Source organism: Aureimonas altamirensis (assembly GCF_023702225.1).
In the GTDB taxonomy this organism is placed as follows: domain Bacteria; phylum Pseudomonadota; class Alphaproteobacteria; order Rhizobiales; family Rhizobiaceae; genus Aureimonas; species Aureimonas altamirensis_B.
On record NZ_JAMQCO010000006.1, the window covers coordinates 258,027 to 276,959 of the forward strand.

Genomic DNA, 18,933 nt, shown 5'->3' on the forward strand with positions numbered 1-18,933 from the left:
TTGGGCGGCAATCGCTCAGCGGATGGGGAAGACGAATGTCTGGCCGTCGTAGGCGGGCCGCACATGCGGCGGCAACTCCGCGCTCAACGTGTCATAGTCGAGCGGGGTATGCATATGGGTCAGCACCGCCTGCCCCACATCGAGGCGGGCGATCCATTGCAGCGCCTCTTCCAGGGACAGATGGCTGGGGTGCGGGCGGCGCTGGAGCGCGTCGATGATCAGCAGCGATGCGCCGGAAATTTCCTGGATGGCAGGCGCCGGAAAGTCCGAAACGTCACTGCAGTAGGCGATGTCGCCTATCCGGAAGCCGAGCGACAGGATGCGGCCGTGTACCTGGTGGAACGGCCTCAGCGTGATCGGCCCTCCGGCACCCTCGATGCGGAAGGGCTGCCCGCCCCATATCGGAACATGCTCGACGATGGGGGGATAGTTGCTGCCTTCCGGTGTCTGGAAACAATAGGCGAAGGCCTCGAACACCCGCGCGAATGTCGGCTCGTCGGCATAGACCGGTACAAGGCCGCGCCTGTCCTGGGCATAGCCCCTGATATCGTCGAGCCCATGGATATGGTCCGCATGCGGATGGGTCAGCACGACGGCATCCAGGTGCCGCACCTCGGCATCGAGCATCTGGTTGCGGAAGTCCGGTCCGCAGTCGATAGCGATCGTGGTGACGCCGTCGCGGCCTTTCCGGCGCACCAGCGCGGCGGCGCGCCTGCGCCGGTTTCGTGGCTGGGATGGGTCGCAGGCGCCCCAATCGCCGTTGACACGCGGCACCCCGGGCGATGAGCCGCAGCCCAGAATGGTGAATTCCAGTCTGTCGCTCACGCCGCCTCGGCCATGCGCGGATCCGGCGTTTTCGAGAACAGCCGGAAGAAATTGTCGCTGGTGGCCCCGGCGACCTCTTCCAGCGTCAGGCCTTTCACCTTGGCGAGAACCTCGGCCGTGTACCGGGTGTAGGCCGGTTCGTTGCGCTTGCCGCGGAACGGGGGCGGCGCAAGGAAGGGCGCGTCGGTTTCCACCAGGATCCGATCCATGGGGCTGGCTGACGCGACGGCGCGGATATCCTCGGAGCGGTTGAAGGTGAGGATACCGGAAAAGGAGATGTAGCCGCCCATCTCCAGCCCGGCCTCGGCAAGCCGCGGCCCGGACGAAAAGCAGTGCAGCAGGAATGGGAAAGCGCCTTGCGCCATCTCCGCCGAAAGGATGCGTTCCATGTCCGCATCCGCATCGCGGGCATGGATGACCAGCGGCAACCCGGTTTCACGCGCGGCGTCGATATGGCGGCGGAAGACCGCTTCCTGCACTGCCGGGCCGGCCTTGTCGTAATGATAGTCGAGGCCCGCCTCCCCGATCCCGACGATCCTTTCATGGGCGCTCAGCGCCACGAGGCGTTCCGTCGGCACGTCCGGCTCCTCCGCCGCGCTGTTGGGATGCGTGCCGACCGTGGCATAGACGTTGGGATAGGCGTCGGCGATATCCAGCAGCACCGGCAGGCGTTCGACCCTGGTGGAGATGGTCACCATGAGGCGCACGCCCTTCTCGGCGGCACGCGCGACGAGTGCATCGCGCTCCCCGTCGAACTCCGGGAAATCGAGATGGCAATGACTGTCGACGATGAACGGCGCGCTCATGATGCGGCCTGGCCTTCCGCCTCCACATACCGTGGGAACACGCCCTGCGGCGCAGGCATGGCGCGGCCGGGCTCCAGCCCGTTCCCCTCCGCGAGCGCCGCAAAGCTGCGCTCCTCCGGGGTTACGGCCAAAAGGTCCAGCAGACGGGCGCAGGAATCCGGCATGAAAGGCTGCAACAGGATGGCGGCGCGGCGGACGACTTCCGCCGTCACGTAGAGAACCGTCGCCATCCGCGCCGGATCGGATTTGCGCAGCGCCCACGGTTCCTGACCGGCGAAGTAGCGGTTCGCCTCGGAGATGACGGCAACCACCTGCCCCAGCACGACATGCAGCTCCTGCCGCGCCATCGCCTCGCGCGCCTGGCCGAGTAGCGCGCCGGACGCCGAAAGGATGGCATCGTCTTCCCCGGTGAATTCGCCCGGCTGCGGCACCCGGCCATCGCAGTGCTTGGCGATCATCGAAAGAGAGCGCTGCGCAAGATTGCCGAGATCGTTGGCCAGTTCGGAATTCGTACGGTTCACAATGGCTTCGTGCGAATAGTTGCCATCCTGTCCGAACGGAACTTCACGCAACAGGAAGTAGCGGAACTGATCCAGGCCGTAGGTATCGATCAACGCCATCGGATCGATGACGTTGCCGACGGACTTCGACATCTTCTCGCCGCGGTTGAACAGGAATCCGTGCACGAATACGCGCTTCGGCAGGGCAATTCCCGCCGACATCAGGAAGGCCGGCCAATACACCGTGTGAAAGCGGACGATATCCTTTCCCACGACATGCAGGTCGGCTGGCCAGAAGGCGCTCCGCTCTCCTTCGTCGGGGAAGCCCGTTGCCGTCAGATAGTTCGTCAGAGCGTCGACCCAGACATACATGACGTGCCGCTCGTCCCCCGGCACCGGGATGCCCCAATCGAATGTCGTGCGCGAGATCGAAAGATCGCGCAGGCCCGACTTGACGAAGGAGACCACTTCGTTGCGGCGTTCGGCGGGGGCGATGAAGCCTGGATTGTCATCGTAAAGCGCAAGAAGACGATCCTGGAATGCGGACAGGCGGAAGAAATAGCTTTCCTCTTCCACCCATTCGACCGGGCTGCCCTGAGGGCCTAGACGCGTGCCACCCTCGGTGACGCGGGTCTCGTCCTCCGCGTAATAGGCCTCGTCCCGCACGGAATACCAGCCCGAATAGGAGCCCTTGTAGATATCGCCGGCGTCTGCCATGCGACGCCAGATCTCCTGACTGGCGATCTTGTGCCGCGCCTCCGTCGTGCGGATGAAATCGTCATTCGAGGCGTTGACGCCGCGGCCCATGGCGCGGAACTCGTCCGCGTTGCGGGTTGCGAGTTCCAAGGGCTCGATGCCCAGGTTTCGGGCCGTCTGCAGCATCTTGATGCCATGCTCGTCCGTCCCGGTCAGGAACAGGACATCCGCGCCGTCGAGCCGCTTGAACCGGGCGATGGCATCGGTTGCGATCAACTCGTAGGCGTGGCCGATATGCGGACGGCCATTCGGGTAGGAAATGGCGGTCGTCAGGTAGTAGCGTTCGGCCATGATGGTTCCGGGATCCAGTCGCGATAAGTCGTTTGCCAAGCGAGATAATGCATCCGGGCCATGGGCTCAATCGTTTCGCGCGGCGGCGAGCCCGGTAAAGAAGGTCAGCAGCATCTGCTTGCGGTCGAGATTATAGGCCTCGCCCTCGCGCCAGCGGGCATTCTCCGCCTGCCAGAATTCTGCGAGCCGCTCGGCGGCGACGAGGTTCCCGGCGGCCAGCGCCGCCTCGGATTCCGCTCCCAACGCCCGGAACAACTCGCGGACCATCAGGCCGTAGGATGCCTCGCGCCCCTTGACGGTGACGGCGTCGGCCAGCGCCTGTATGCCGGCCCAATCCGGCGTGGACAGCGCGAACAAGGCCCGCACCTGCGCATTGACGTCGGCCCCGCCGCCGATAAGATTCTGAAACCCTGTCCGCATGCTGCCCATGGCGTGGGTCGATGCCTGTGCGATCTCCTCGTCGGCTGCGTCCGGAACGTCTTGGCGCAGCCGGTCCGCGATGGCCGACGCCGGCAGTTCGCCCAGGCGCAGGACCCGGCAGCGCGAGCGGATGGTCGGCAGCAGGCGGCCGGGCATGTGGTTCACGATCAGGAACAGCGAGCGCGCCGGAGGTTCCTCGAGTATCTTCAGCAGCGCGTTCGCAGCATTGCGGTTCATGTCGTCGGCCGGATCGACGATGGCGACCCGCCAGCCGAGACCCGCCGTCGTATGGAAGAAATGCATCAGGCGCCTGATTTCGTCCACGGTGATCTGCGTCTTGAAGCCGCCGCCCTTGTCGGCCAACGGGCGGCTCACATGAATCAGCCGGGGGTGGCTTGCCTGCGCTACCTGTCGCCTCACCGCGAGGGGGTCTTCGCCCGTGGACGCCAGCAGATGGCGTGCGAAAGCGAAGGCGAGCGTCGCCTTGCCGATGCCCGGCGGCCCTTGCAGCAGCCATGCATGGTGCATCCGGCCGCTGTCGAGAGCCTGCATCAGCTCCCCGAGTGCTGCGTCGTGCCCGACGACGCCCGGCTGCGCCGCCGGAGGCGGGATACCGTCCAGGTCGTCGTGCCGCGCCTGCGCGACTGCCTGAATATCCGACATGGATCAGACTTCCTTGAGGCCCAGGCGCTCCGACACGCGGGCAAGTATATCGTCGGCAACCACATCGGCCGGACGCCGCGCATCGACGACATGGCACCGCTCCGGCTCGCGCGCGGCGATGGCCAGGAACGCCAGACGTCTTTCTTCGTGCAGGCTCAGCGCCTCCGCCTCGAAGCGGTCGGCCGTGGCCGTTTCGCGGCGTGCCGCGGCCCGGCGCAAGCCTTCTTCCGCCGGGAGGTCCAGTATGAAGGTCATCTCGGGGCGGCAGTCGCCCATGGCGGCGTCTTCCAGCGCGGCAAGATAGTGCGCATTGTCGCCGCGGCCTTGGTACACCCGGGTCGAATCGTGGAACCTGTCGCAGATGACGTCGGTGCCGCCGGCCAGCGCCGGCGCGATCACGCTGTCGACATGATCGGCGCGCGCCGCCGCGAACAAGGCTGCCTCGACATCGTTCCCGAAAGCCTCCGCGTCGCCGCCGAGCACCATCTCGCGGATCATGTCCGCGCCGGTCGTGCCGCCCGGCTCGCGCGTCGTGGCAACGCTACGCCCGAGTTTTCGCAGCGCCTGCGCCAGCCGTGAGACCTGCGTGGACTTGCCGCTGCCTTCTCCGCCTTCGAAAGTGATGAACAGCCCCGCCAAGTCGCGCCTTTCTACAATGCGCGGATCCAGCCGAACGCCAGTTCATGCGCGGCATCCAGCGCGCGGCTCGAGAATGTGCCTTGCGGCACGTCCTCTCCGGCGAACAGGTCCCGCACGATGCTGGCCTGATTCTCGATCCGCATCTCGACCCGGCCTATCTTCTGCCCCTTCTCGATCGGCGCACGCAAGGGGCCGTCATAGATCATCACAGCCTTGACTAGGTCCGGCGACGCATTCGGAACATAGGCGACGACGTCTTCCGCGGTGCGCAGGGAAACGCGCGGAGCCGTCCCGCCATACACGGTGGCATGGCCGACAGTCTCGCCGGCCGAGAATATTTCCTGCCTTTCGAACGTATCGTCGGCCCACTTGAGCAGCGTCGCGGCCTCGCGTGCCCGCTCCGCGTCGCTGGCAAGGCCGCCGAGCGCGATGAAGGTCTTGCGGCCGCCGTGTTCGGTCACGCCGACGAGGGAGTATCCGGATGCTTCGGTAAAGCCGGTGCCCATGCCCGTGGCGCCGATATCGAGACGCAGCAAGGGGTTGCGGTTGCGCTGGAGGATCTTGTTCCACTCGAATTCGGGTTGCGAATAAAGCCGGTAGTATTCGGGATAGGTCGCTTCGATATGGCGCGCCAGCGTTACAAGGTCGCGCGCCGTCACGCTTTGTCCCTCCGCCGGAAGGCCCGTCGGATTGACGAAATGGCTGCCCGTCAGCCCGATCTCGGCGGCGCGCCGGTTCATGCGCTGGGCGAAGGCGCCCTCGGAGCCGGACATGCCCTCGGCCAGCACGATACAGGCATCGTTGGCGGCCTGGACGATGGCGCCTTGCAGCAGGGCCTCCACCGTTACGCTGGATTTGACGGCCGCAAACATGGTCGATGTCCTGGAAGGCGCGCCCCCGGTGCGCCACGCATGCTCGCTGACGGTGAAACTCTGGTTGAGCGAAAGCTCGCCCCTCTTCAGGGCATCGAAGACGATTTCCATCGTCATCAGCTTCGCGAGCGAGGCAGGACCGAAGGCGACGTCGGCGTTCTTCTCCAGCAGGACGGCGCGCGTTTCGCCATCTACGATGAGCGCCTGCCGCGCCTTGGTCTGGTTGAAGAAGGATGGCGCCGCATCCTGAGCGGCCACCGGAGCCGCCAGGGCCAGAAGCAGAAAGGCGGATACGCAGGGAAGGATCGGCGCGCGCACCGTACTGAAGCTGATCATGGGTTCCTCCGCCGCAACATTCAACCGGCAGTGTAGCAAACCCGGGGCTGGCCGCCATGACGGGGCGACCGCTTCGTCAAAAGCCTCGCGATATCGTTAACTCATTCCTTGACGACGAAGGCATCCTCGGCGCCGCTGGTCCAGAGGGCCTGCAGAACCAGGTCCGCGTTCTCGCCGGGCGCCAGGGCGAGCGTCAGGGAAACGCCGCCGCCGAACTCCGCGGGCACCGCCTCACGCGTAACATTGCCGTGTCTTCCGGCCAGTGCTTCCACGCCGGCCAGCACGGTTGCGTCCGTCAGGATGCCGAGTTCGATCGTTTCGGTTCCGGCGGCGATGGCGGCAAGGGCGCCGAATGCGTTGCTCTGCGTTTGCGCCGGCGCATAAGAAAGCATGCCGGACCGTGGCGTGGGCATGGGTGCGAAAGCGGGCGCCGATGGCGCGGGAGCCGCGACCGGCATCGCGAAGCCTTCGCTGCGTGCCGCCCGCTCCGCGGCCGTCACCTGCTGGATCGCCTGCATGGACCGCACGCCCGGTACGCCGCTGCCTGCAGCGGCCGAAATGGCAGGCGTGTCGTGACCGGCGGACGCGAAGGCCGCTGCGACGAGCATCTCGTCGCTCGGGCGCTCGGCCGAGGCAACCATGACGCCTTGCGGCAGGCCATCCTGTTCGCCGCCCTGCCCGCCCGGCCGGAACGACGCCATCAGCATGGGGGTATCGTCACCGTCGACAGGGGCACGGCCGACATACTCAACCTTCACGTCGGCGATGCCGGCGCTCTTGAAGCCGAGAACGTCTGCGGCCTTGGACGATACGTCGACGATACGATTATGGGAGAACGGCCCGCGATCGTTGACGCGGACAAGAACGGAATTGCCGTTGCTCTTGTTCGTCACGCGGGCGTAGGACGGAAGCGGGAATGTCGGATGGGCGGCCGACAGGTGGTACATGTCGTAGACTTCGCCGTTGGCCGTCAGCCGGCCATGGAAGTTGGCGCCGTACCACGATGCCTTGCCGGCCTTCTCGTAATTCTCGTCTTCCTTGGGATAGTACCACTTGCCCTTGACCTTGTAGGGCTTGCCGACATGGTCGCGGCCCCCGCCCTTGCGCACCTGCTTCAGGTTGCTCACCCGCGGGCTTGCTTCCACGCCGTACTCGGCGGAGGTGAAGGCCGGTGCGTCCGGCTCGGGCGCCAGCTCGGCATGCGTGGAAGAACCGGATTGGCACGCTGCCAGAAAGGCGGTTGCACATACGGCGATGACGACGGGCGCCACGCGAGCACGTGACGCATCGGCAGTCATTTTCATCTTTTGTCCCCTCAGATGTGACGCCTGCAGATACCGGCCATTTGGAACGCGGCCATCCCTCTTCGGAAATTGTTACCAACAAATTAACGCGCAAGGCAAGCCGCTAATGACAAACGCGTGTTTCCGGGGTGATCGAGGGTAAATTTTCGCGCAAGGAAGCAAGATGAATGTATGGATGATAACGTGCGTTTCACTACCGTGCAAAAGGTTTCATCTTTTCCGATATCATTCACATGAATGATCTGCTGTCTGAGGGCTTGCGAAGGGCATGGCCGTGGAGCGGTTCATGACGGATTCAAGCCACAATTTGTATCTGACCCCTAAAACATGCCATTGTGAGTTTGCCGCACGTTCGCGGTCGTTACCGAAAGACACTCATGGCTACTGGCACTGTTAAATTCTTCAACGCCGACAAAGGGTTCGGCTTCATCACCCCGGACAATGGGGGTCCGGACACCTTCGTACACATCTCGGCGGTACAGAATTCGGGGATCACGGCCCTGAACGACGGCCAGAAGGTTTCCTACGACACCGAGCCGGATCGTCGCGGCAAGGGCGACAAGGCCGTAAACCTCAAGCTCCTTTAGTTTCAAGGGCGGTGGCGGTGTCCAAGGCATCGCCACCGATCCAGTTGCGCGCCCCTCGGCGAGACGATAAAGACCGTTTCGACGGTCGTTCGTCGGCATCGCGCAGATCCCATTTTCGGTCGCGCTGATTCGCCGAAACGTTCGGCTGTGGAAGGGTGGCCGAGTGGTTTAAGGCAGCGGTCTTGAAAACCGCCGTGCGGGAGACCGTACCGTGGGTTCGAATCCCACCCCTTCCGCCACTTCGCCGCCGATAGCGCGATATTGCCGCCCATAACTGCCGATCACCGCACAATATTTTCGGCTATTACGCTGTAAGTCCCGCCGATAGCCCTCCATAGCACTATTAAATGAGGGTTCTCACTCACCCGACCATGCAGCATAGCCCACGCCGAAAATGGCCGCCGAGTGTTCGCCGGAAATCGTGCTTAGCGCGTGATGCCTTCACAACTCGCGATGACAGCTTGGCGCCACGAGTGGACATTTACCAACGCGCGCTAACCGGATATTCCGCTCGGCAAGCCGCATGCAGTCAGATGACGAACTCCCTGCCTCGCGTATCTCGCTTGCCCCCAGCTATAGCTGATTTCACCGCCCCGACGCCTAGACTCACTCCGATGCGCGCAGGCCGTCCGAACCCGCGACAGCACTGCGATGTTTCTGAACGGGAACCGAACCCCTAGACGTCCGGACGCGTCGGCCAATCCAGCGGAATGAGAGCGTTTCCTGATCCCCGCGTCCATCTCTCGCGTGTCGCAGCGACATAGCGGGAGTCATCCGCGAAGAAGGCGTGCTCGATCAGGAGAACCTGAAGACCGGATCGCCTCGAGGTTTCCGTGAACAGGAAATCGATGTGCTGGCGCATGGCTCGTACATCCTCGTCCTCTGTCTTACCGGAAATCTCGGTCTCGTCGTCGTCTCCGCTCGTCGGAAAATAGGGTCGGCTAACCTGATCGAGGACGAGCAGTCCCGGTACGGGCGCCTTCACAAGCTCGAAATAGCGCTGCAGCGCAAAAGAGAGGGCGATATGGACAGCCAGATAGTTCTGGTCCGACCCAACGTCCGGCATTCTCAGGACGGCGTCGCTGGCATCCTCGATCACCACCACCTCGGGCACGCGGCTGGAGAAGTCGAGGTCCGAGCCGATACACGGCGCGACCGTCGGAAGAATTTTGAAGGTCTCGGAGGCGAACTTCGACACCTTAGCTTCGGCGCGCTTTAGCTTGATCTCGCGAGCCTCACGATTCACCCGCGCTTCGAGCTCCTGAATCTCCGTCCTCAGGCTGTCGAGATTGGTAGACAGTTGCTTGTCGTGGTCGCCGCTGGACTCCAGGAAGAACGACACACGTCCGAGTAGATGGGCCCGTTGCTGTCCGAGATTGGCGAGTTGTCGCGTCTCTTCGGTCTGTCGCAGCCAAGTCTCGATCTGGCCGTCCACTTCCCGGAGTTCGGCGTTCAGGGCGCGGAACCGCGCATTGACCTCTTCGCCATGCTCGACCAGACGAGGTCGAACCCGTTCCACAGCGGCGCTCTCTGCGCGAATCGTCGTAAGAGTCGCCGTCAGGGCTTTCGCTGTTTCGCGCCCTTTTTCCGACGGCGCTTCACATACGGGACAGATACCAGCGACGCCATTCAGGTGAAGGTGTTCCGCCAGCATCAGCTTCTCGCGCTGACGTGTCACGGCACCCTCGAACCCCGAGGCGTCCCGGATCGCCGCTCGGGCCGCCGCCATCTGGCGACGTGTGTCGGCAAGGTCGTCAAGAATGCCGCGCCGGCGCGTGTGCAGCGCGCCAATCTCGCCCTCGCTCGGATAGGCGTTCGCGGCCAGCCGCGTTTCGGCCACCTCGCGGACCTGGGCCAGTAGGGCCGCCTCGCTGGCGTCAGGCGACGGCGCCGCCGTCAGGCCGAACCGGTTCGCCTCGACCAAGAGGCTGAGCGCGCGCTGCTTCAGCGCGGTATCGACGGCGGCGCGATGTCGCTCGCGGGCCTCGCCCTTCTCCAGCGCCCTTTGCAGATGACGCAGACGGCGCTCGGCGAGCGCCCCGGCCTCATCCTGCACGCCCAGGAAGTAGGGCATCGAGCCCACGATATCCCGGGCCTTCGCCGCCTGTTCGAGACCATGGAGCAGCACCGTTTCGCTATAGATCACTTCCTTCGTCACGAAGAGGTATGGCGTCACGTGTCGGACAGTGGCCCGCCCTCTCGCACCCGGCTGACTGTTCTCGGCGATGCCGAGGTCGCCGATACCGAACGCGCGCTCGATGAAGGCCTTGGCAGCCTCCACATTGGTGGCACCGTCGAGATCCTCGACCTGATCGGGCAGCGACAGGTCCCGGCCCGAATGGACGTACATGTAGCCGCTGGTGTCCTGACCAACGGGCGGGACGATCCGGGCGATAATCATTTCATCCGGCCCGGCGACCCATTTGACGCCCACGGCCACCACTCGCCTACGGACATGGGCCGGAAGCTCGCATTTGCTCGAACCGAGGCAGTAGTCGATGGCCTTGATCAGCGTCGACTTACCGGTGCCGGACGCGCCAGTGATGATATTCATCGCATCGGGCGTCAGGGTGACGTCGCGACGTTCGCCAGATACGCTCAGGAAGAAGATTGTGGCGATATTCCAGCGGATCATACGGTCAGTCCCATCATATCGAAAACGGTACGGGTCGATCCCGCGTCGGCGAACCAGTACCCAAGCCGCTCGGCGCGCTTCACCGCTTGCGCTGGTTGATCGGTCAGCGCCTTGACCGCACTCGCCTTGAGCTTTTCGGGCCCAATCTTGAGGCGACCGTCGGCTTCGAAAGTCACGACCTCGATGAAGGCGCTGAATCGCACCCCCTCGGTGACGATCTCCAGGGTCTTGTTTACCCGTTCGGCCAGACCGATCTGCACCTCGGGCCGCCGTTGCAGCCACATGGCGAGCCCGGTCTTCTTGTTTGTTCCCTCGAAGCTCGGTCCAAGGTCTCCGGACAGGGCGATCGGCAAGGCAATGTAAGCTGTCGCAAGGTCCGGACCGCGTCCCTTGGTCACCGCATAGGCATCGACGAAGGCGGCCAGGACAAAGGCGCAGAAGGCAGGGTTGGTCTCTGAATAGACATCGTGCGCGACCCTCACTCATCGCCTCCGAGCAGGGCTTCGAAGTCCGCGTGCCAGCCGACCTTCAAATCGATCGCGAGGACCTGGTAGCTACCGCGCACATAGTAGGAGGCATCCCAGCCCTTGGTGATCGGGCGAATGGTGTTGGGTGCCTGATGATGTGACCACCGGAGGATCTTGAGGCCCGCCTCAGCCCGTTCCGGGGCCTCCAAGCCAGCGCAGTCGCCGCACATCTGGGCGTGATGATCAGACCATTCGAGTTGGAGCAACCGATCGTACTCTCCGATGGTCGTCGCCATGGCGGGGTTGGCGTTGGTCCACTTTCCCCGCTGCTCGCGCGCCTTCCACTCCTCCCGGATCGCCCGCGTGAGATCTGCGTCCAGCCCGTTCACGAGATGAATCTGGCGCGCAAGCATGCCATCCGGCTGGTAGTCGGCGGGCGGCGTCGACAGTTCGAAATCCGCAGTCAGGACATCCTGCTCGATCTCCGCCACGATAGCGCTGTACTTCTGCTGCAGCTCGGCGCGTGAAATCACCACGTCCCGCTGGCCACACAGCGAATAGACGATCTCCCGATCCCACCATTGCATCAGGCGGACGGCGACCGCGGGCCTGTCGGCTGGCGGCAGAAGTATGAGCTCGGTCGCCACCGCCTGCTCAATTTCCGGAAGCGTAAGGCTGTCCGGCTTGAGGACGACACTTCGCAGCAGGTTGGCGCGGGTCGCGTCGCTTAACGCCAGAAACGCCTCGCAGCCTGCCGCCCGATCCGCGTGCGGTGCCGGGGCCTTTGCGGTGACAGCCTGCAGACGCTCGGTCCTGACGCGGGTCGCCTCTGCGACCAGGGCGGCGAGCAACGCGGCGCGGTCCGAGCCAGCCGTGAGCAGAACCTCCAGCCCGTTGTCCTTCGCCAACGGCGCCACCGTCACCAGATGGAGGGAGGTTTCGGCGAGCGTGATGTTCGGAAGGATGTCGATCCAAACCTTGAGGGTCTTCCACAAGGCCACGGACTTCAGCGACAGCGGCGCGGGCGTCGCGGCCATCGAGTGCTTGAGCTGGTGTAGGAGGGTATGGCCGTCAATCTTGACCTCGACGTCGTCCAGTTGCTCGACCGCGACGGCGGCGTCATCGGCCTTCTGCTGCAGTAGCAGGAGCAAGGCGTAGAACGCCTGATAGTAGAAGCCCTGCCAAGCCGCTCCCGCAGCATGCCCCTTCGTCGCTGTCGCCGAACCCTGCTGCATTATGCTCCTAGATGAAATAGCCTAACACTCATTCCCGTAAGCCTAAGCATATTTCCGCAGGCTTTGCCTTATCCAGCTTTCCTTCTTGCTGATGACCGCGGGCGATCCAATCGAATGTGGACACGGTCACTGTAAAAGACGGCGTCGTCGTGGCGAGCCGACAGCCGACTGGCAGGTTCAAGGCGCTAACCTAGAGGAAGGCCACCTGCAGGGGCGACAGTTCGACATCTCATGCGCAAAGGTCGCCAATCTCGCGTTCAACGAGCCGGAAACGCTCCTTAACCTCTTCGCCCGCATAAAAAGCAAGCATGTCTTCCTTCGTGAGGGTCCCCTCGGTGAGAAACTTGATGAGGTAGCGCTGATTGAATTCAGCAAGAAGGATGCCTTTCTCGATCTGTGCGAGGATTTGCTTCATATTGTCGATATTGGCGGTGACGAGATGCTTCACCAGCGCCATGTCGCGCGCATCCTTGATCAGCCGGTTCACGATGATCTTGAGGACGTCGGTGTCCAGCTCGAGTGTCTTCGCATTAAGCGCGATGTCGCGTGCCAGCATGTAAGCGATGGCGAGGTTGCGATAATCGCCCTTCTGGGAATCGATAATCGCGATCAGCCCGATACCGGGGAGGAATTTCAGGTCCTGGACAGCGGCGAGGATGCTGTTGTCGACGAGCGAGGCGTCGAAGACGATGATTCCGGCCTGCCCGTCGCGATTGGCCTGCGCTTCGAGTAGCTGGCTCCAGGCCGTATCCGCTTTTTTGGTGAAGACATCCTTGGTCTGGATGTCACCGAGGCGGATGCTCTTGTCGAACTTGCATTCGATCGCGATCCGTTTTCCACTGTCGCCAGCAAGATGGCAAACAATGTCGCCCGTCTTGTTTCGACGGATTGCACCGGCACGGTCACCGGTCAGCTCGATACGGTCGGCGAGCTTCTGGCGATCAAAAAACTCCGACAGGAAGTCGGCGATATCGGCCTCGGCGAGCACGCCCTTCACCGCCGACCGGTAGAAAAGCTCCTTCTTCATATCGAAGATAAGTTTCAGGCTTTCGAGCTCGGTCCCGAGTTCGTTCGCTGTCCGCGAGAGGAAGCTCGAGAGCCGGTCCTCCATGAGAGCCAAGACGCCGATATAGAGCGCCTTGTGAAGCTGCTCGTCGCGATCGGCGGCGGGAACCTTATTGAAGAACTCGAACAGGATCTTGTTGTCGACCTCGAAGGCACCAAACTGAACGCGACTATTTTTCTGGTCAAGGCTGACAAGTGGCATATTAGACCCGGCTGTAGCGATAATGACCTTTGATGGTCGACGCGAGGAAAGTCCCCTTCGATCCGGCCTGATCGAAGGCCTGCGCAATCTGCGGCGGCACATCATAATAATGATAGCGGGTGCTGTTGAGAAACTCGACCTCGAGCAGCAGCTGATCTTCATCGTAGCGGATTGCGGCGATGTTTGACGAGGTAAAGGGGGCGAAATCCTGCCAGGCCATATGTGTTATTCCTTCTTGGGCGGGGTGGGGACCGGGTTCTGCTGGAGCCAAGTCTCGACAAAATAGCGATAGTCCGCGGCGATGTGCATTTTCAGGTTCCAACCGCCTGGTGTCATCGAATCCTCGGGCGCGGCTTCGTCGCAGATCAGCGGATCCTGACTGTCGGGGCGACGATCGCGAGGCGGCGCCTGGATCATTGTCCGCATCGGGAGTCTTACCGCTTCGCCCAGAATGATAGCCTCGCCGGTGCGCAGCACCGGCAACATGCTCGTCAAACCTTCAAGGTTGTCAGAGAGCGCGCTGGTCACATGTGAGCGATCGGTGGCGTTGCTCAAGCGCATTGCAAAGAAGGTCCCGCATTGTGACAGGATCGTGGGATTGATCTCGGCCGGGCGCTGGCTGACGATCATCGCGCCGATCCCATATTTGCGCCCTTCCTTGACTATGCGCTGGGTCGCGATCGAGGCGGCGCTGCTGCCATTGTCGCCAAGATAGCTGTGCGCTTCTTCCATCACGACGAGCAGCGGGCGTTCGCGCCCGCCCTCCGAGAGGTTACGCGCCCAGAAGAGACCATCGTAAAGGACGCGCAAGATGTTGCCGATGATATCGTTCGTCACCGTCGAGGGAATGCCTGACAGGTCGAGGATCGTGATCGGCTTGTCACTGCCGAGCCATTGACCGACGAGATCCGCGAGCGTCTTGGTCGTCGTGCCGTCGAGCTCGGGATGCCAGTCGCCGGCCTTCAGCAGGAAGTCGTAGCGCGCGACGCGAAGCCGAGCGCCGAGCGCCTCAAGCGGCCCCCGGATGTTGAGGACGTCCGGGAGCCAATTGATCTTCTCCGGATCAGCGGCGACATTCTTGACCTTGCGAAAGCGCGGCGGGACCGCGGCCTGCGCATCCCCCACGATCTTCGCGCCCAAAGGATCGCATTCGTAGGCCCAGGTCGCCTGATCTGACGGGTTTGCGCCGCCGGCGCTGAGATAGGTTCCGAACTCGCGACAATAGAGGTCATGCCAGAGCTTGTTGAGCGAGAAAGGTACCGGGCTATCGGCGGTGATGCTGGCGGAATCGACACCGGCGATCGGCTGCGCCGTTAGGCTTGCGATCTTGGCCTCGAGTATCTGCTCGAGGATGATGTTGCGTGCTTTTCCATCGGGCGGGAGGCTTCCGAATGTCACCCGCATGAGCTCATCGAAGCTAAGCGCCCAGAAAGGGATACACAGCCGATGCTCATTGGCGTTGCGGGCATCCGGGCTGATCTTGAAGATATTCGCTCGGTCGCCGAGTGCCTTGCCATATTCGCCGTGGAGATCGAGCACGACGATCCGCGCTGAAGGGAAGCGCCTTTCATCCGACAGGACGTTCAACAGCCCCGCGACTGTTGTCGACTTACCTGAGCCGGTCGTGCCAACGACCGCGCTGTGGCGCGTCACGAGTTTATTGACGTCGACAAGTGCGTCAATCGACTCGCTGCCTGCCACATGACCGACCCGGACCAGATGATTCTGCTTGTCCGACCGGCCATAGATCGCCTGGAGATCTGCCTCAGAGACGAGATGGACCTCGTCCTCGAAGGTCGGATATTGCGAGATGCCACGCTGGAACCGGCCTGTCCTATAGCCCTCGCCGATCAGCTGGACTGTCATCCAGCGCAGCCCGTTGGGCATCGAAAGTGCGGCCTTCTCGGGAACCGCACTGGCGCCTACCTGCGACACGATCCCATATAGGTCGACATAGCCGATTGGAATTTTAACAAAGCTACCGATCTGGCCGATTTTATGGCCCTGACCGTGGACAAAGCTCAGGCCCGAGAAGCGGTCCGACGTCAAGGTGACGCTGACCGAAGTGCCGCTGACGTCCTGGACAGTGCCGATCACTGTTGCCCGGTTGGCCAGATCAGGCTGGATCATCGCTCATCCTGTCGCCGGAGAGACCGCGCAACAGCGCGCCGAGCGCGGCAAAGTCACCGAGCCTCACGGTGACCTTGTCGCCATCCTTCACGAGGATGCTGGGCGGCAGCACAAGGTCATCCGCGCCGTCGCCTGTCCAGTCACCCGGGGTGCGGCCGACGATAGCCTTGTCGAAACCCAACAGGCTCAGATTCGGGGTCGCTAGCGCACACTGGCGCGCCAGCTTGTAGCTGTCCGTCTCTAGGTCACCATAAACAAAGGCAAAGACATGCGCGGTCGGGTTCGCCTCGAGACTACGGCATATGACGTCATTGATATGCTCGTCTGCGAAGGAATAGCCACAGATGAAGAGCAGCGAAGACGGCGCGAGAAGGAAAGACTTCAGCCGATCGAGCATCGCGAGATATGGCATCTTGCGGCTCTGGTCATATTTGAGATGCGACGGGTAGATTAAGTAGCTCTGCTTATCGGTCTTCTCATCGGTTCGAACGACGTCCGTCTCATTCTCTAAGCGCCAGTTGAGCGAGCCATGAATTTTCCACAGCCGGGTCCACCGCGGCGGCAACAAGCCCTCGTCCTCAACGGCGCCGAGGTCGAAGAAAGCCTTCCGGGCACCGATGAAGCCGTCGAAATAGGGCGCTGAACTTTCCTCGAGCGCCTGCTCCATCAGCAGGTCGTAATTGGTCGTAAAGAGATGGACGGGCCGCTCACGACGGATCGAGCGACTCCAGATCGCAAGATTGTGATAAGGGCTGTCCTTTTCCGGAAGCGTACGGGTGACCTCCTCGGAGATCACCTTGCATACCTCGGCATCGAGCACTTTGAGTTCTGTTGCTGTGAGGCCGCGTACATTTCCGATACCGGCGACGCTCGCGAACACGCGGATGCGGCTGAGGATGAGTTCGATATTGCCACTGTTGCCGCCATCCTCCTTCACGATCTGAACGATCTTGTCCCAACTTTTGGGGTTTATGGGGTCCCCGCTGGACAGGGTCTTGGCGATTACCTTCGTCAGTCCTGCCACGTCCCAGATCAGTGGGTCGGTGATAGTCTTTCCATCCTCCTCGCGCTCATTGACACGGATCGACAGCGGGCAGCCCGCGCCGAGGAAGAAGCCGATCGGTTTACGGTTCTGCGACAGCGCCTGCTGAATGAAGCTGATCTGTCGAACCGGATCATGTTTATGCATCTCGCCGCCTAGCCAGCACTCCCTCCCTGGTCCGGAATTAGTAGTCCTTAATCTTCTACCCGAACAGGCCGGCGATGTCGGGCGGCCCGAAGGTGGACGCCACAATCCGCTGGCGCGATCTCCCATTATCGCCGTGACAATGACGTCACTAGCCTTCTTTTGCCGATAAGTTCGGATATCCCCCAACGACCCCGTGCTGAATCAATATTTCATCACCAATTTGTAACGCAATACAAGTGGTAAACCTATTTATATTGACACCTGATCTGATCAGGTTCGGATCGTCCGCTATAGCAGACCTTCTGATCGGTCCAAGCGGACTCTATGTTTTCAGATGGCCACTGTCAGCCGGAGACTGGAGTTCAGTGCAGAATCACTGTTCCCGACCTGAGGACCGACACCTTCATGACTGCGTGCACGTAATCCGCACCTTGTCAGCCTCGGCAACGATCCGCCCGGCAAAGGCGGAGGCATATTCTCCGACGCAATCAGCTCGATATGATCCTGCTGCCGACGCGAAGCCGAATGGCGGAAGCGCATCCTTGGCGTGGTTCTTGCGCAGCCTAAAGCCCAACCCGAAGGGCAACGCGCAATCCTGTAACGTACAACAGCATTCGTCACGGATTCGGGGGCGAGGTTTTTTCCAGCCGGTCAACTGCGGCCGGATCGGACGCGGCCTTGCGAAGCGCGGCCCAATTGTCAGGCGGATTGCCGTCCTCCAGCATCCATTTGAAAACCTTGTAGGCGTCGGTTTTGGCGCCGTAGGTCCGCAAAGTCGTTTCATCATTCACCCAGGCGAAGATGATGATTTTCGCGGTCGAGTCATACCGGAAGAACAGACGGAAGCGGCCATTGCCGAACTTCGCCCGGAACCAGTGCTTGTGCGCCTCGCCGAGCGTCGAACCTTGTCGATAGATGGTTGCGGTCGGGTCGGCAGGGATTGTCTGGAACACCAGCTTGTTCAAAGCGGCCAAGAGCTTCGTGCTCGCATTCTTCTGGTATTCGTCGGGCTTCCTGGCCTTCAACGCCTCAACAGCGTCGGTCAGCTTTTCCAACTGATCGAGAAAGAGGGGATGCGCCAGAATGGTCCAGCCATTGATCGTCAGCATGGCTAGAGCGCAACATCCCCGTCAATCTCGGCATCGAGGTCCACGTCCATATCCCCGACAAGCGCGGCCACGCGGTCGCGCAAACTGGCGGGCAGCGCAACGACGGATGTGCCGGGGTTCCTGCTCATGTCCTGTGCCAGAAATTCGAGGAAGCGATTCACGACCGGATCGCTGACCTCTTCCGTCGCCTTCTCGACATGGACCCGGCGCTGGTCGTCGACGAAGAAGGCAATGCGCCCCCCGTAGTCCACGCCCAAAGCCTGCCGGACGCTCTTGGGAACGGTCGTCTGGCCCTTGGCGGTGATAGTGCTTTCTTCTTTCAGCAACGCGCCCATGATTGGCTCCAATTCTGATCCTCGGCATAGGTAAGGAAATTTCCTTACTTTGTCAAGAGGCATGCCTAACGACTATCAGGATGGGCCCACGTGATGTCCGCTTTTGGCAAGTGGCCATCGGTATTTGAACGTCCGACCTTCAGGCGCGAAGCAGACATCCCTATTTAGGAGGGCTATAGAGGGCTATGGAGTAGACATAGTTCTCATCGCTATCTCGCATGGCCCGCCATTTCAGACCTGTACGGCCCGGAGACATAGGTAACAGATCGTACCTAAGACATGGGTGACAACCTTGTGCCGAACGGGTTGTCGATAGTTTGCAGAGTTTTCTGTTCCAGGTCGATATATCCCAGATCGTAGTTCATGAAGCTGACGATGCCGAACGCACGGCAAACGTCGCTCATGCCCTCGTCGTCGAGAAGACGGCCGACAAAACGAACACGCTCATCCATAACCGAATACTGCTTCCACGGCATCAACACCTCCCCCCAAAAGCGAAAAGTGTTACCCATGTCCGGTACAAATCGTCACCTATCTCTCGGGTCGTTCAGCCGATTACCGCACTAA

18 protein-coding genes and 1 tRNA gene are annotated in these 18,933 nt (G+C 62.0%); 2 read left to right on the top strand and 17 right to left on the bottom strand.

Annotation, left to right across the window (positions count from 1 at the left end; all coding sequences use genetic code 11):
* Positions 1–15: 15 nt before the first annotated feature.
* The 7 genes from NDN16_RS12265 to NDN16_RS12295 form a co-directional block, all read right to left on the bottom strand.
* Positions 16–825 (bottom strand): MBL fold metallo-hydrolase, encoded by an 810-nt coding sequence (locus tag NDN16_RS12265; protein WP_251113867.1) that lies wholly within the window; start codon positions 823–825, stop codon positions 16–18.
* The gene (locus tag NDN16_RS12270; protein WP_251113868.1) at positions 822–1,631 is read right to left on the bottom strand and encodes a TatD family hydrolase; all 810 of its coding nucleotides are present in this window, start codon (positions 1,629–1,631) and stop codon (positions 822–824) included. The genes NDN16_RS12265 and NDN16_RS12270 overlap by 4 nt, the downstream gene beginning before the upstream one ends.
* The gene (gene metG / locus NDN16_RS12275; RefSeq protein WP_251113869.1) at positions 1,628–3,178 is read right to left on the bottom strand and encodes a methionine--tRNA ligase; all 1,551 of its coding nucleotides are present in this window, start codon (positions 3,176–3,178) and stop codon (positions 1,628–1,630) included. The genes NDN16_RS12270 and metG overlap by 4 nt, the downstream gene beginning before the upstream one ends.
* Positions 3,179–3,244: 66 nt before the next feature.
* Entirely contained in the window at positions 3,245–4,261 is a 1,017-nt protein-coding gene (locus tag NDN16_RS12280; RefSeq protein ID WP_251113870.1) for a DNA polymerase III subunit delta', read from the bottom strand.
* Between the two features lie 3 nt (positions 4,262–4,264).
* A complete protein-coding gene (gene tmk / locus NDN16_RS12285; RefSeq protein ID WP_251113871.1) occupies positions 4,265–4,900 on the bottom strand; it encodes a dTMP kinase in 636 nt (211 codons plus the stop codon).
* 11 nt (positions 4,901–4,911) lie between these two features.
* On the bottom strand, positions 4,912–6,108 hold the full coding sequence (locus tag NDN16_RS12290) for a D-alanyl-D-alanine carboxypeptidase family protein (RefSeq protein ID WP_251113872.1): 1,197 nt from the start codon (positions 6,106–6,108) through the stop codon (positions 4,912–4,914).
* A 101-nt stretch (positions 6,109–6,209) separates the two neighbouring features.
* Positions 6,210–7,412: a septal ring lytic transglycosylase RlpA family protein gene (locus tag NDN16_RS12295; protein ID WP_251113873.1), complete on the bottom strand. Its 1,203-nt coding sequence runs from the start codon at positions 7,410–7,412 to the stop codon at positions 6,210–6,212.
* Positions 7,413–7,789: 377 nt separating this feature from the next.
* Between NDN16_RS12295 and NDN16_RS12300 the strand changes: the two genes are divergently transcribed.
* Positions 7,790–7,999, top strand: coding sequence for a cold-shock protein (locus NDN16_RS12300; RefSeq protein WP_251113874.1), 210 nt, complete (start codon positions 7,790–7,792; stop codon positions 7,997–7,999).
* 149 nt (positions 8,000–8,148) lie between these two features.
* Positions 8,149–8,238 (top strand) — tRNA-Ser (locus NDN16_RS12305).
* A gap of 437 nt (positions 8,239–8,675) precedes the next feature.
* Here the strand turns inward: NDN16_RS12305 and NDN16_RS12310 are convergent.
* The 10 genes from NDN16_RS12310 to NDN16_RS12355 form a co-directional block, all read right to left on the bottom strand.
* Positions 8,676–10,634 carry a DUF3732 domain-containing protein gene (locus NDN16_RS12310; protein WP_251113875.1) on the bottom strand — a complete coding sequence of 653 codons (1,959 nt, stop codon included), beginning with the start codon at positions 10,632–10,634 and terminating at the stop codon, positions 8,676–8,678.
* Positions 10,631–11,116: a three component ABC system middle component gene (locus tag NDN16_RS12315; RefSeq protein WP_251113876.1), complete on the bottom strand. Its 486-nt coding sequence runs from the start codon at positions 11,114–11,116 to the stop codon at positions 10,631–10,633. The genes NDN16_RS12310 and NDN16_RS12315 overlap by 4 nt, the downstream gene beginning before the upstream one ends.
* On the bottom strand, positions 11,113–12,336 hold the full coding sequence (locus NDN16_RS12320) for an ABC-three component system protein (RefSeq protein WP_251113877.1): 1,224 nt from the start codon (positions 12,334–12,336) through the stop codon (positions 11,113–11,115). Before NDN16_RS12320 ends, NDN16_RS12315 begins: the two co-directional genes overlap by 4 nt.
* A 229-nt stretch (positions 12,337–12,565) precedes the next feature.
* On the bottom strand, positions 12,566–13,603 hold the full coding sequence (locus tag NDN16_RS12325; protein WP_251113878.1) for a hypothetical protein: 1,038 nt from the start codon (positions 13,601–13,603) through the stop codon (positions 12,566–12,568).
* Position 13,604: 1 nt separating this feature from the next.
* Positions 13,605–13,823 (bottom strand): KTSC domain-containing protein, encoded by a 219-nt coding sequence (locus NDN16_RS12330; RefSeq protein ID WP_251113879.1) that lies wholly within the window; start codon positions 13,821–13,823, stop codon positions 13,605–13,607.
* A 5-nt stretch (positions 13,824–13,828) separates the two neighbouring features.
* Positions 13,829–15,733, bottom strand: coding sequence for an ATP-binding protein (locus NDN16_RS12335; protein ID WP_251113880.1), 1,905 nt, complete (start codon positions 15,731–15,733; stop codon positions 13,829–13,831).
* Positions 15,720–16,922 (bottom strand): SIR2 family NAD-dependent protein deacylase, encoded by a 1,203-nt coding sequence (locus NDN16_RS12340; protein WP_251113881.1) that lies wholly within the window; start codon positions 16,920–16,922, stop codon positions 15,720–15,722. The genes NDN16_RS12335 and NDN16_RS12340 overlap by 14 nt, the downstream gene beginning before the upstream one ends.
* 617 nt (positions 16,923–17,539) lie before the next feature.
* The gene (locus NDN16_RS12345) at positions 17,540–18,031 is read right to left on the bottom strand and encodes a type II toxin-antitoxin system YhaV family toxin (protein WP_251113882.1); all 492 of its coding nucleotides are present in this window, start codon (positions 18,029–18,031) and stop codon (positions 17,540–17,542) included.
* 2 nt (positions 18,032–18,033) lie between these two features.
* The gene (locus tag NDN16_RS12350) at positions 18,034–18,366 is read right to left on the bottom strand and encodes a type II toxin-antitoxin system PrlF family antitoxin (protein WP_251113883.1); all 333 of its coding nucleotides are present in this window, start codon (positions 18,364–18,366) and stop codon (positions 18,034–18,036) included.
* Between the two features lie 272 nt (positions 18,367–18,638).
* The gene (locus tag NDN16_RS12355; protein ID WP_251113884.1) at positions 18,639–18,842 is read right to left on the bottom strand and encodes a hypothetical protein; all 204 of its coding nucleotides are present in this window, start codon (positions 18,840–18,842) and stop codon (positions 18,639–18,641) included.
* Positions 18,843–18,933 lie beyond the last annotated feature (91 nt).